The following is a 13,285-nucleotide window of genomic DNA, read 5'->3' on the forward strand; positions in this document are numbered from 1 at the left end:
ATTCTACTTGCCTGCGGCCGGCGTGAGCGCGAGGTAACGCTGCGTGAACTCCACGATCACGACGCTGGGCTTATAGGCCGCGATGAGGGCGGCGACGTCCGTCGGCTGCTCAGAGTCGAGACCATGGCCGACCTGGATCGTGTACTCGAAGGTCGCGGCCACGTCGGGTCCCAGGTTGTTGCCCTGGGAGTCACGCACGATGAGCGCGGTGCCGCGTCCGTTCGGGTTATAGGTGAGCGCCGGCTTGTTCTGGAAGTCGACGGGGCTGGCCAGGGACACCTCGGGGGCACCTGTGACCTCGGCCAGGCGCGCGGCGGTGTCGGCCAGATCGTCGCGGGTCTCCAGCTGCAGGAGGTGGACGTTGCCCGGGTCCTGCTCGTAGGTGGGAATCGCCCACGGCCCCGTCTGGGCGGGGGCTCCCAGGGCCTCGTACTCGTTGGGGGCGTCCACGCCGGTTGTGCCCGAGGGCGTCAGGGAGGGCAGCCCCTCAAGCTGCGGGTTGACCGCGGCCAGGCAGGACAGCGTCTGGTTCCACGCGACGTGCGCGGCGTAGGGCGACCAGTGGGGGTTGACCGTCGAGTACAGCGGGGCCTCGCTCCCCTCGCGGGCCTCGCGCAGACTCTCGCGCACATCCACCCACGCGTGGGTGGGCAGCGCCGAGCGCATGAGATCCAGGGAGGTCGTGCCCATCAGCGGGTCGGCCCACTGGGGCAGCTTGTCGGAGTAGACATCCCAGGTAGCCGGGGCGGGCACAAACAGCGCGGTCGCGCCCTGTTCGCTCGCGGCGGTCTCGATGCCGCTCATGTAGCGGTCCCACGCGCTCACCTGCTCGGAGGTGGGGCGCACGCGGCCCAGTGCCTGGGAGAAGTTCGCGTTGAAGACGTCAGAGAGGAACAGGTAGCCGTCGCGGCCCTCAACGTAGGTGGTCACGCCGGTCATGGACTGCTCGAACGAGGCCTGGGCGGCGTCCGTGGGCAGGTAGCCCGCGGTGCCGGCCACGCCGGGCGTCCACGGACCCACGTCGGCGCGCGGGGTGGGGGCGCAGACCTCGGGCAGGGATTGGGGCGTGGTGCGCGCGAAGGACGAGGCCTGGGCAGCGGGTGCCGGAGCTGGCTGAGGAGCGGGGTGGGTGGCCTTGTACCACGTGCCCACGCCGGTGGCCGCGCACGCGCCCGCAAGGAGAATGGCAAGAGGCACGTAGTGGAGGCGATGCTTCCACGAGCCCGCGGGCACGCCCTCGTCGAAGGAGACGTCGCGCAGACCGGACTCGGATTCCTTGAACTGGCCGGCGGCCTTCTTCTCGCTCACTTGGTCTCCTCCTCGCTGCGGGCGGCCGCCGCTTCGGCCTCCATGACCGTCGCGATCCTGGTCGAGGACAGGGCCGGCGTGACAATGCGGCGAGCCACGGCCTCGTACGTGGGACGGAAGTGCTCGATGAGCTTGTCCATCCAGCGCGGCAGGTAGTTCTTCAGGCTCATCGCGGGCTTCTCGATGAGGTGCCACGACAGGTAGGCCAGGATGTGCACGGTCACGACGACCGTCAGGTGGTAGGCGATCCAGCCGCGATCTTGCAGGTGGAAGTAGGCGGCGAACGCCATGATCGGCCACGCGTAGATGTAGATGCCGTAGGACAGGTCGCCGTGCTTCTCCCAGTTCTGCAGGGGCAGGCGAATCGCCAGGTACATGAGGAAGTACAGGAAGCCGTACTGGCCGACGATGTTCCAGCCGCCCGACGCGTAGGAGAGCACGCCGAAGATGAGCCCGCCCCACGCCAGGCGCGAGTCCATGGGAATCTTGTCGCCGTAGAGCGTGAAGAGCATGCCGAAGGCGAAGGGGCCCATGAACATCAGCATGTAGGGGTCGCGCAGCAGGTAGTTGACGTTGGCGACCTGGCCCGCGCCCATCCACTGCAGCGCATTGAGGGCGATCAGCACGAGGGCGAACGCGCCGCCCACCTTGCGGTTCGCGAGCGCACCGAACAGGCCAAGGATCGCCACCAGGATGTAGGCCTTGAACTCGTAGATGAGAGTCCAGGCCGAGCCGTTCCAGTCGCGCGCGCCGTGCAGGATGAAGTAGGGCAGGTTCTCGCCCATGCCGGCAATATTGCGCTGGCCCAGATGCAGCCACATGTTGTTCACGAAATACGTGAGCGGCGACTCAGTGGCCGGGTGCAGGTAGCCGGAGATGTTATGGAAGGTGTGCCAGTAGGCGATCGGCGCGAGGATACCGACCGTGAAGAGCAGGGCCGCCCAGAAGGCAGGGAAAATACGCAGGACACGGCGCCACATGTAGCGCCAGATCGTCGCACGCCCCATGCGCGAGCGCGTGATCAGGAATCCCGAGAAAAAGAAGAAACCCGCGACGGCGACGCCACCGATGGACTGCTCCTTGGAGATCTGCACGCCCAGGTCCTCGCCGCCGTAGAAACCGGCAATCGGGCCAGCGTGCGAGAAGATGACCATGAAGGCCATCAGCCAGCGCAAAAACCCAATCGAGTTGGACCTGGAGTTGAATGCCTGCGCGACGGACTGGGGCGTGTGAGGGGCCGCAGCCCGGATCGTGGAGGCCAGGCTCATCGCTCACCCTTCATGGATCGGATCTTGTGGGCGACTCCGCGGGCCGCGCGGTACGCCGGCTTGAGCGCGTTCCCCAATCCGGGCGTGCGCACCATGATGTTGGTCTTGACGGCGCCCAGCAGGTTCGGAACCGTGCCCATGCGCGCCTTGAGGAAGGGCACCTGGTCGATCGCGAAGGCGGGCATCATCGAGGAGGTCGCCGCCAGCTTGTACTCGAGGTAGCCGTAGTACACGCCCGCCCACTTCGGGGTCATGACGGGACGCACGTAGTAGCCGCGCGACAGGACCGCGTAGGACAGGAGGCGTTCGATGACGTGTGCCAGGGAGCCATCCTTGTAGCCGCCTTCTTCCGGGAAGTCCTCGGGGACGAGGCCGGCGCCGGTCAGCAGGGACAGGGCCTCCGGGCGCGCGATGAACATGGAGCCGTAGGGGGCCAGCGGCTGGTGGTCATCGAAAGGCACGGTAATGCCGACCTTCTTGGCGAACTCGCGGGCGGGCTGGCGGTTCGCGAACCACGCGTGGCCCATCGTCGGGTAGCCCATGTGCGGCATGGGCGCGATCGCCATACCCAGGCCCGGATGGGCGGCAAACTCGGCGAGGATGCCGGCCACGTGATCGGAGGAGGCCAGCAGGTTGTCGTAGAGGTGCTCCTTGAAGAGCTGAGCGGCGTTGTAGTCGTCCTGGACGGACTTCTTGGAGTGGATCTTCACAACGATGTCGTACTCGCCGGAGGTGAGCACGTCGTTGCAATCCACCAGGAACGCGCCAATGTCGCGGCCGCGGTTGGAGGACACGACGCGCACGTCGGCGTCCACGCCTCGTTCCTGGGCGCGCGCCTCGATGAGGGCCTTGTTCTCCTCGTTCGAGGTCGTCGCCACCAGGTGGTAGCCGGCGGGCAGGACGCTCAGACGGTCGAGGATCTCGTCGGCCATGTCGGCGTAGAAGATGTGTGCGACCGCGAGGACCTTCAGGGAGGCGGCGGCGTCCAGGGTGGCCTGGTCGGCGCGCGGGGAGATGACGGTCGTCAGGCCCGCGTTGGTCACGAGGTCACGCGGACGCGAGGTGCGTGCGAGGTTCGTGAGGATCAGGTCGGTGTCGTAGCCGGCCTTTTCCGCCAGTTCCAGCATGTCCGCGCCAATGATCGCGTGGCGGTCCAGGTAGAGCGGGTCGTGGAAGAGGTTGCGGCGCTTAAGGATCGGGCAGCCGTCCGCGAGCAGCATCGAGGCGTTGTCGAAGACGGGGTTGCGCGAGGGGTAGTCCTCGCGCGGGTAGGCCACGACGTGCGTGTAGCCGAGGTTGCCGAAGTACTCCGTGAAGCGCGACTCGTGCCACTGGATCGAGTCGTTGTAGGAGCGGATCGGGGGCATCTCGTCCCAGTACTTGCGGAAGTCCGGGGAGCTGAGCAGCGGGTTGCGCACGGCGATCCAGTGGGACTGGATGTGGCGCGGCATGCGGGTGGCTGCCAGGAAGGGGTGGGGGCGCACCTCGTCGTGTTCGGTGATGCCCCAGAAGTCCACCGCTCCGGCGGCGTCCACGCGGTCGAAGAGGTTCTTCCACGGGTTGACGGGCGCGAAGAAGGTGTAGTTGAAGAGGATCAACTCGTCGATCTGGCCGAGGCGGTCCCAGCCGAAGCGGGCGATGCCGTCGCGGTAGCCGCCCACGTCGAAGCCGGTGTTTTCGCGCTCGAAGACCTCGGTGGCGCCCGTGAGGAGGCGCTCACGAGCGGTGTCGTCCAGGGCAGAGTTGGAGACGACGAGGATCTCGTCGAGGTACTCGCGCAGCGAGGTCAGGCACTCCACGATGTAGTCGTCGACGAGGCCCTGGGGATCAAAGAACAGGAAAATACCGGCGCGCTTCACGGCCTTACTCCCCCGTGCCGTCGACGGTGGCCAGGATCTGGCGGATCTTCGTGGCGTCGCCCCACACGCCGGGCGAATCGTAGGGACGATCCGGGAAAGCCCCGTACTCGAGGGTGATGTCCAGGTTGTTCTCGCGGATGTAGGCTTCGACGCGGTCGGCGAGGCTCATGGGTTCGCCGCTGCAGATGTTGATGATGCCGTTGACCTCGTCCTGGGAGACGGCGGCCGCGATCTGATAGGCCAGTCCCTGGATGGAGATGAAGTCGTAGAGGTTCTTGCCCGTGGTGAAGGGGAAGGTCTTCTTACCTTCCTGGGCGGCGGCCAGGAGCTTGGAGAAGATCGAGGAGCCGTGCGCGTCGTCGCCGACGATGTAGTAGCCGCGCAGCCACTGCATCGTCGCGCCGTGCTTGGCGGTCAGCAGCGACGTGATCTGTCGCAGCGCGTTCTTGGAGATGCCGTACAGCGAGGCGGGGTTGCACGGGGAGTTTTCGTCGATGGCGCCCTCCCAGTAGCCGACCTCGTGCATGGAACCCATGACGGCCAGGTGGGTGCAGCCGCCCTCGAGGAGGTTCTCGATGAAGCGGTAGTGCGCAGGCAGGTCCTCGATGTGGGCCGGCGAGTTGTGCACGAAGCCGTCGCGCCACGCGAGGTGCAGGACCACGTCCGGGCGTCCGAGCTGGTCGTAAATATCAGCGTCACCGCTGAAAATCTGGGTGTCGATGCGGCGCGCGCGCTCGTCGACACCGTCGAGGCGGAAGTCCACGACACTGACGTCGAGGCCGCGCTCCAGCAGGGCGTGAACAATGTGGCGGCCAATGTAGCCACCGGCTCCGGTAACGAGGACAGTCTTCACCATGTCAGCCAGTCTATCAAGGCGTAGGCGCTACGCAGCTCCGCCCCGCGTTGTGTGCCGTGACGCACCCACCGGCCCCGACCTTGTCCACGAGGCCGACTCCCCTATCATCGGGGACGCTGCGCGGTGCGGTGGCGCAGCGCGCGAGGCAGGGCGAGGAGCCCCTGAAAGACTCCGCGGGCGACCGGCCCCCGTCCGCCCGAGCGCACCGCCCGAGCAATTGAGCGGGTGATGGCGCGTGCAACGACGCCCCAGGGGGCGTGCTGGGCGGCGACGATGATGCGGTTGCGCGCGTTGACCCGCAGGAACATGGGCGAGGACGTGCCCGAGGAGGCAGCGTGCTCGTGGTCAACGACGGCGCCGGCGACGAAGCGCACCTCGTACCCGGCCTCGCGCAGCTTGTAGGACAGGTCGGTGTCCTCGTAGTACATGAACAGGTCGGTGCGTACTCCCCCGACGGCTCGCCACGCGTCGGCGTCGATCGCGCAGGCGCCGCCGCACAGGCCGAAGACCTCGGGCGCGGGCATCGGGGAGTCAGCGGGGTCCAGCCAGGAACGGTCATAGCCGTTGCCGGCGTGATCGACCTCGTTGCCGGTGGAGTTGATGAGTACCTGCCCGCCGCTATCTCCGTCGGCGACGCGCGTCCAGCGGCTGCCGTCGCGGGCGACGAGGAACTGCGTGTCGGAGGGGGTGGAGGGACGCCAGGTGCCGGTCAGGAGGATGAGCGCGGTCGTAGCACCCACGGCCTCGCTCAGGGGCGCCAGGAGCGCGTCGAGGAATCCGTCGCGCACGGTCGCGTCGTTGTTGAGCAGGACGACGGCATCCTCGCTCAGGCCGGCCGCTCCTGCCATGACACCGGCGCCGAAGCCGTCGTTCGTCCCGGCGTTGACGAGGGAGACGCGCGCGGGATCGGCAGCGCCGCGCAGCTCGTCAAGCCCCTCGCGCAGGACGATGAGCGAGTCGTCGTCGGATCCATTGTCGACAACGACGAGGTGGTCCCCCTCCCCCATCTGCGGGGCGATGGAGTGGGCGGCGCGCAGGGTGAGCGGCGCGTTCTTCCAGTTGACGAGGATGACCCTCGCGCTGCGCGCCCTCATTGGCCACCCGCCAGGGACGCGTAGATGGCGGCGTGCGCGGCGGCGGAGGCCTCCCACGTGTAGTCGCGGGCACGCTCGATGCCGGCGGCGGCGAGGCGGTCGTGCTCGCTTCCGGCGGCGGCCTCGAGGGCCTCGGCGAGGGCCGAGGCGTCGGTGGCCGGCACGAGGAGACCGGCATCTGCGCCCGTAATCTCCGCCATGCAGGTGTCCGCACTGGTCACGACGGGAGTTCCGTGCGCCATGGCCTCGAGGACGGGCAGGCCGAAGCCCTCCCAGATCGAGGGGAAGGTGAAGACTCGGGCGCCGGCATACGCGCACGCCAGGTCGGTGTCGTCCAGGCGTCCGAGGACGTGGACACGCTCGGGCGGCAGCGGCGCGTCGGTGGGGTCCGATCCCCATCCGGCGGGTCCCACGAGGACGAGGTCGAGGTCGGTCCCGCGCATCTGCTCGTAGGCCGCCAGCAGGGTGGGGAGGTTCTTGCGGGGCTCTCGGGTGCCCACCCACAGGATGTAGGGGCGGGACAGGCCGTGGCGCGCGCGAAACTCGTCGACCTGCACATCGGTGACGGGGGTGTGGCTCAGGCCGTGCGGGATGACGGTGATGCGCGAGGCGTCTAGGCCTGCCTCGATGCAGTCGTCGGCGGTGGCTTGCGAGGGCACGATGATCGCGTCGGCGCGCTTCCTCGTGATCTCGAGGGCGCGGTGGAAGTACGCGGATCCGTGGGCCGTGAAGTGGTCGGGGTCGCGCAGGAAGGCGACGTCGTGGACGGTGACAGCCAGGGGGCGCGAGGTCGGCGGAATCGCCCAGGTGGTCGCGTGCACGACGTGCGCTCCCCCGCCCGATCCGACGCCGAGCATCCGATCCACGCTGGGGGTACCCAGCCGATCCCAGGCGGCGTACAGCGCGCGGCGCGGCAGCGCCGAGTTGAGCACGGGGATGGTCAGGCCCACCTCGTCAGGGGTGGGTTCGTCCTTGCTGCGGCGCGCGGCAATACCGATAGCGCGCACGTCCTGGTCTGCCAGGCGGGCTGCGACCTCGACGATGTACCGGCCGGACCCTCCGGGCACCGGCTGCCACATTTGCTCGACGACCATTCCAACGTTGACGCTCATGTGTCCAGGGTAGTTCACGGGCGCGCGGGGGCGGTAACAAAAGTATGAGCAGCCGCAAAATGGCATACGATAAGGGGAATAGTTGTTGCTCCCGACCCAATGGGGATGATCGTGGCCTACTCCGTTTCTCACTCGCATCCAATCCGCGTCCTGCTGGACGGCACCGCGATCCCCGCAGACCTGGGCGGCGTCGGCCGCTACGTGGATGACCTGGTGCCGGAGCTGGTCGAGCAGGGCGTGGACCTGACGATGGCTGTCCAGGAGCGCGACGCCGAGCACTTCGCGACACGCCTGCCCTCTGCGCGCATCATCCCGATTGCGCAGCGCTTCGAGTCCCGTCCCGCGCGCATGGCATGGGAGCAGACGGGCCTGCCCAAGCTCATCCGCAAGGTACGCCCCGACGTCCTGCACTCCCCTCACTACACGTCCCCGCAGTTCCCGGGCGTTCCGGTCGTTATCACGCTGCACGACGCGACGTTCTTCTCGCACCCGCAGGCGCACTCGCGTCTCAAGCAGCGCTTCTTCACCGCGGCGATCCGCCGCGCGATCCGCCGGGCGGACGCCCTCGTGGTGCCCTCTCTGGCCACACGCGACGAGACGATCAAGTACGCGGGCGGGGACCCCTCGCAGTTCTACGTGGCCTACCACGGCGTGGATCGCTCGATCTTCCACCCGGTCTCCGACGCCGAGCGCGAACGCGTCAAGGCCTCCCTGGGCTTGGAGGGCCGCGACTACATCGGTTTCCTGGGCACGCTGGAGCCCCGTAAGAACGTGCCGAACCTGGTGCGCGGATGGGTGAAGGCTGTCTCGGACCGTCCGAATCCGCCGGCCCTCGTGCTGGCCGGTGGCAAGGGGTGGGACGAGGACATCGACCCGGCCCTGGCCTCGGTTCCCGAACACCTGACGGTCCTGCGCCCCGGCTACCTGCCCCTCGAGGATCTGCCCGGTTTCCTGTCGGGCTGCCTCATTTTGGCCTACCCCTCGATCGCGGAGGGCTTCGGCCTGCCGGTCCTGGAGGCGATGAGCTGCGGTGCCGCGACGCTGACGACTCGACTGACCTCCCTGCCCGAGGTCGGCGGCGACGCCGTCGCCTACTGCGACATCGACCCGGACTCCATTGCCTCGGCCCTGACGGAGCTGCTGGACGACCCGGCTCGCCGCGAGGCGCTCGGGGCCGCCGCGATTCCGCGCGCCGACGAGTTCACGTGGGCCCGCGCCGCTTCCGTCCACATCGAGGCATTCCGCGCCGCTGCCCGTTCCTGAGTCGACCGCACCCGAAGGAGGCCGCCGCATGCCCACGTCAGCGTCGCAGCGCCGCACGTTTGTCGCCGCGCTCATCCTTGTCGCCGCGGCGATTGTGGCCTCGCTGGCGTGGGTCGTGGCATCCCCTGTCGGTTCTTCCCCGGACGAGGACTTCCACGTTGGCTCCATGTGGTGCCCTCCCCCGGTGGACGAGACCGGCTGCCAGATTTCCACCAAAGACGGCGAGAAGGCCGTCATGGTGCCACAGTCATTGGCCAAGGAATACGTCACCTGCTACGCCTTCGACCACAATAATTCCGCGCAGTGCGCCCTCAACGCCTCGGACGAGGAGCTGGCGCCGACACTGCGCTGGGACGACGGGAACTACCCGTGGGGCTACTACCAGTTCGCCCACCTCTTCGTTCAGCACTCGACGAGCCACGCGGTGCTGGCGCTGCGAACGGTGAACACGCTGCTGGCGATCGGTCTGATCGGCGCGATCATCGCTCTGGCTGATTCGGGTCTCAAGCGCGCGATCAGCGTCGCCGTGACGGTCGCGTGGCTGCCGATGGGCTTCTACTTCGTCGCCGGCATGAACCCGTCGTCGTGGGCGATGACGGGAACCTTTGTGTTCGCGGCCGGCCTGCTGGCGGCCACGCGCTCGGTGGGGGCGCACCGGGTGGGCCTGATCGCCTGCGCTGTGGCAGGCGCAGTCATGGCCTGCACGTCGCGCGGTGACAGCGCCTTCTTCCTCTTCGTCATCACGGTCGCCCTGGCCTTCGCGGTGCCGCTGAGTAAGCGCATCATTCCCGAGGCCATGGTGGCCTGCGCGGCATCGGTGATCGGCGTGCGAGTGATGTCCTCGACGAACGTTTCAGCAAACCTGGCGACGGCGCAGGAGGGTGTCGTGACCGCAGGTCGGCGCGAGATTCTCATGCAGAACCTGGATGCACTGCCCAACTACCTGCGTGGCTTCGTCGGCCATTTGCTGGGGCCGGGGTGGAACGATGTGTCCTACCAGGGCACCGTGTCCTACGGCGCCTCCGTCGTGGTCGTCGCGGTCCTGTGCTGGTCGCTGCGCTCACTGTCCTGGCGCAAGGCCCTGTCGGCGATCACGGTGGCCGGCGCAATTACGGGTGTTCCCGTGGTGATTGGCCTGCGCGGACACTTCAACAACGTCCTCACCTACCAGCCGCGCTACATGCTGCCGCTGTTCGCGGTATTTCTCCTCATGCTTCTGGCTCCCTCCCCCGCCCGCGCGGACGAGGCGGGGTGGCGCGTGGGCAGCGAGGAATTCCGCCTCCCCACCAGCATCACCGGGCGCGTAGGCACGGGCCTCGTGGCGGCGCTGTGGGCACTCACCAACGCCCGGGCTCTCTACCTCGTCATCGAGCGCTACGCGTTCGGGCGCACGGCTCACGCAATGCCCATCGACCTGTCGACGCGCAACCTGAGCGCCGGGAACGAGTGGTGGTGGCCAACGGCTCCGATCGGCCCAATGGCCGCATGGATCCTTGGTTCTGTCGCTGGCGCAATCGCGATTGGCCTAGCCGTTGTCCTATGGCAACGCTCCCCCGAAAAGACGCCCGAGCCTCGCCGATAGACACTTCACACCGAAACTGTTCACAAATCAACTCAATAGTGCTACGCTCGAACATGTAGCACTTAGGTGACCTCCGTGAACGAAAGGTGATCGCATGCCCACGACCAACGTCGGCACGCTCAGCGAGCCCCAATTCAACGTCCTGACCGCCCTGGCGAAGGCCGACGCTCCCCTCACGCAGCGGGCGCTGTCGGAGGCCACCGGCATGAGCCTGGGGCGCGTCAACACCGCCACCCGCGAATGCGAGGCCGCCGGCTACATCGACGAGCGCGCCATCACCGACGCGGGCCGCGAGGCCCTCGAGCCCTACCGCGTCACGGGCGCCGTCATCATGGCCGCAGGCCTGTCCTCGCGCTTCGCCCCCATCAGCTACGAGCGCCCCAAGGGAACGCTCAAGGTGCGCGGCGAGATCCTCGTCGAGCGTCAGATCCGCCAGCTCCACGAAGCCGGCATCACGAACATCGCACTGATCGTTGGTTACAAGAAGGAATACTTCTTCTACCTGGCCGACAAGTACGGCGTCGACATCGTTGTCAACCGCGAATACGCCACCCGCAACAACAACGGCTCCCTCTGGCTCGTCAAGGACCGCCTCGACAACACCTACGTGTGCTCTTCGGACGACTACTTCACGACCAACCCCTTCGAGCCCTACGTCTACAAGGCCTACTACTCGGCGAACTACGTTGAGGGTCCCACCGATGAGTGGTGCATCAAGACGGGTCCGGGCGACCGCATCACGGGCGCGACCGTGGGTGGCGCCGACGCGTGGGTCATGCTCGGCCACGTCTACTTCGACCGCGTTTTCTCCGCGACATTCCGCGAGATCCTCGAACAGGTCTATCACCTGCCCGAGACTGTCTCGAAGCTGTGGGAGTCCATCTACCTGGACCACATCAAGTCGTTCGACATGGTGATCCGCCGCTACCCGGACGGGGTCATTCACGAGTTCGATTCGGTCGACGAGCTGCGCAGCTTCGACCCCCTGTTCATGGAGAACGTGGATTCGGAGGTCTTCGACCACATTGTGGCCACCCTGGGCTGTCAGAAGTCGGACATCCGCGACTTCTACCCGCTCAAGCAGGGCATCACGAACCTGTCGTGCCACTTCACGGTGGGCGACGAGGAGTACGTGTATCGCCACCCGGGCATCGGCACGGAGAAGATCGTGGACCGCAGCGCGGAGTTCGCCGGCCTGCGCCTGGCCGCAGAGCTCGGCATCGACGACACCTTCCTCACGGGTGACCCCGCAGCGGGCTGGAAGATCTCGCGCTTCGTGCGCGACGTGCGCAACCTGGACGTCACCCGCCCCGAGGAGCTCAAGGCGGCCATGGAGATGGACCGCGCTCTGCACACCTCCGGTCGCGTGCTGGACCGCTCCTTCGACTTTGTCACCGAAGGCTTGCGCTACGAGGGCCTCCTCAAGGCCTTCGGCCCCATCGACGTGCCCGGATACTTTGAGCTGCGCGACAAGGTCCTGCGCCTGAAGGCCTTCGCTGACGCGGATGGCTTCGATAAAGTCCCCTCGCACAACGACTTCTTCCCGCCGAACTTCCTGGTGGATAAGGACGGAAAGATCAGCCTCATCGACTGGGAGTACGCAGGCATGTCGGACATGGCCGCCGACTTCGGCACGATGACCGTGTGCACGGCGGAGATGACCCGCGAGCGCGCGGCCGCCGCCCTGGAGTACTACCTGGGCCACGCCCCCTCCGAGCGCGAGGCGCGCCACTTCTTCGCCTACGAGGTGTTCGCCGGCTGGTGCTGGTACCTGTGGGCGCTGGTCAAGGAGGCCGAAGGCGACGACGTCGGCGAATGGCTCTACATCTACTACTCGCACGCGACACGCACGCTCGATTCCCTGCTCGCAGCCTACGAGGCCGCCTCGAGCACTCAGATCTCCACGGAAGGTGAACTGGCATGAAAACTCAGCACGGAGGCAAGCGCTACGGCTTCTTCTCGGGCGTCCTGTGGGGCCTCGACACGGTCGTGCTGGCGATCGCACTGGCCATGATCCCATTTGCCGACTTCGGCCAGTCGGCGCTCGCCGGCGCGGTCCTGCACGACGTCGCGTGCGCCGTGATTCTGCTCGTGTACATGGCGGTTCGTGGTCGTCTGAAGGACACCTGGGCGGCGCTGCGCACGCGCCCGGGCAAGTCGGTGATTGCGGCGGCTCTGCTGGGCGGCCCGATCGGCATGAGCGGTTACCTGATCGCTATCGACAACATCGGCCCTGGCCTGACCGCGATCATCTCGACATTCTACCCGGCGCTCGGCACCCTGTTGGCTTTCATCCTCTTGAAGGAGCGCATGGCGCCCCGCCAGATCGCAGCGCTCCTGGTCGCCCTCGCGGCCATCGTCGCGACGGGTTGGTCGGCGACGTCGGAGCCGATCGAGGGCGGCAATGCGGTGCTCGGCGTGATCGGCGCGCTGGCCTGCGTGATTGGCTGGGGTTCCGAGGCCGTGATCCTCACGTGGGGCATGCGCGACGAGGCCGTGGATAACGAGGTGGCCCTCCAGATCCGCGAGACGACCTCGGCGGTCGTGTACCTGTTCATCGTGGCCCCCATCGCCGGCGTCTTTGGCTTCACGCTGCACTCGCTGGCTCACCTGTCGGCGGGCGTCGTGGCGCTGGCCGGCTTGGCGGGCACTGCCTCGTATCTCTTCTACTACAAGGCCCTGTCGGCGATCGGTGCGTCGCGCGGCATGGCCCTGAACATCTCCTACTCGGCGTGGGCGATCATCTTCGCTCTCGTCCTGCAGGGCACGGTGCCCACGGCCACCCAGGTGGTGTGCTGCGTCGTGATCCTCGTGGGCACGGTCCTGGCGGCCACGTCCAACTGGGGTGACCTGCTTCCCAGGCGCGCGGAGAAGGTCAGCGGCCAGTAGCCGTGAGACAATGGCGGGTGGGCGCGCACGCGCCCACCCGCTCTGCCATATTCG

At 67.3% G+C, this 13,285-nt stretch carries 10 protein-coding genes; 4 read left to right on the top strand and 6 right to left on the bottom strand.

Annotated elements, in window-relative coordinates:
- Window positions 1-3: 3 nt before the first annotated feature.
- The 6 genes from CYJ22_RS03420 to CYJ22_RS03445 all read right to left on the bottom strand — a co-directional run bounded on the left by CYJ22_RS03420 (window position 4) and on the right by CYJ22_RS03445 (window position 7,497).
- Window positions 4-1,308, bottom strand: a complete 1,305-nt coding sequence (locus CYJ22_RS03420) for an alginate O-acetyltransferase AlgX-related protein (RefSeq protein ID WP_101601106.1) — start codon at window positions 1,306-1,308, stop codon at window positions 4-6.
- Complete coding sequence (locus CYJ22_RS03425; RefSeq protein ID WP_101601109.1) at window positions 1,305-2,576, bottom strand: acyltransferase family protein; 1,272 nt, start codon at window positions 2,574-2,576, stop codon at window positions 1,305-1,307. The genes CYJ22_RS03420 and CYJ22_RS03425 overlap by 4 nt, the downstream gene beginning before the upstream one ends.
- Window positions 2,573-4,435 (bottom strand): rhamnan synthesis F family protein, encoded by a 1,863-nt coding sequence (locus CYJ22_RS03430; RefSeq protein ID WP_009054819.1) that lies wholly within the window; start codon window positions 4,433-4,435, stop codon window positions 2,573-2,575. The genes CYJ22_RS03425 and CYJ22_RS03430 overlap by 4 nt, the downstream gene beginning before the upstream one ends.
- A gap of 4 nt (window positions 4,436-4,439) precedes the next feature.
- Window positions 4,440-5,291, bottom strand: coding sequence for an NAD-dependent epimerase/dehydratase family protein (locus tag CYJ22_RS03435; RefSeq protein ID WP_034467592.1), 852 nt, complete (start codon window positions 5,289-5,291; stop codon window positions 4,440-4,442).
- 104 nt (window positions 5,292-5,395) lie between these two features.
- A complete protein-coding gene (locus tag CYJ22_RS03440) occupies window positions 5,396-6,385 on the bottom strand; it encodes a glycosyltransferase family 2 protein (protein WP_009054859.1) in 990 nt (329 codons plus the stop codon).
- Window positions 6,382-7,497, bottom strand: coding sequence for a glycosyltransferase family 4 protein (locus CYJ22_RS03445; RefSeq protein ID WP_243390445.1), 1,116 nt, complete (start codon window positions 7,495-7,497; stop codon window positions 6,382-6,384). The genes CYJ22_RS03440 and CYJ22_RS03445 overlap by 4 nt, the downstream gene beginning before the upstream one ends.
- Window positions 7,498-7,596: 99 nt before the next feature.
- Here CYJ22_RS03445 and CYJ22_RS03450 point away from each other — a divergent pair, with 99 nt between their 5' ends.
- From CYJ22_RS03450 to CYJ22_RS03465, 4 genes are all read left to right on the top strand, one after another.
- Window positions 7,597-8,760 carry a glycosyltransferase family 4 protein gene (locus tag CYJ22_RS03450; RefSeq protein ID WP_101601113.1) on the top strand — a complete coding sequence of 388 codons (1,164 nt, stop codon included), beginning with the start codon at window positions 7,597-7,599 and terminating at the stop codon, window positions 8,758-8,760.
- A gap of 28 nt (window positions 8,761-8,788) precedes the next feature.
- The gene (locus CYJ22_RS03455; protein ID WP_101601116.1) at window positions 8,789-10,342 is read left to right on the top strand and encodes a DUF2142 domain-containing protein; all 1,554 of its coding nucleotides are present in this window, start codon (window positions 8,789-8,791) and stop codon (window positions 10,340-10,342) included.
- Window positions 10,343-10,436: 94 nt separating this feature from the next.
- Window positions 10,437-12,266 carry a phosphotransferase gene (locus tag CYJ22_RS03460; RefSeq protein ID WP_101601118.1) on the top strand — a complete coding sequence of 610 codons (1,830 nt, stop codon included), beginning with the start codon at window positions 10,437-10,439 and terminating at the stop codon, window positions 12,264-12,266.
- The gene (locus tag CYJ22_RS03465) at window positions 12,263-13,231 is read left to right on the top strand and encodes a DMT family transporter (protein WP_101601120.1); all 969 of its coding nucleotides are present in this window, start codon (window positions 12,263-12,265) and stop codon (window positions 13,229-13,231) included. The genes CYJ22_RS03460 and CYJ22_RS03465 overlap by 4 nt, the downstream gene beginning before the upstream one ends.
- Window positions 13,232-13,285: the final 54 nt, after the last annotated feature.

This window comes from Schaalia odontolytica (genome assembly GCF_002847525.1).
GTDB lineage: Bacteria > Actinomycetota > Actinomycetes > Actinomycetales > Actinomycetaceae > Pauljensenia > Pauljensenia odontolytica_B.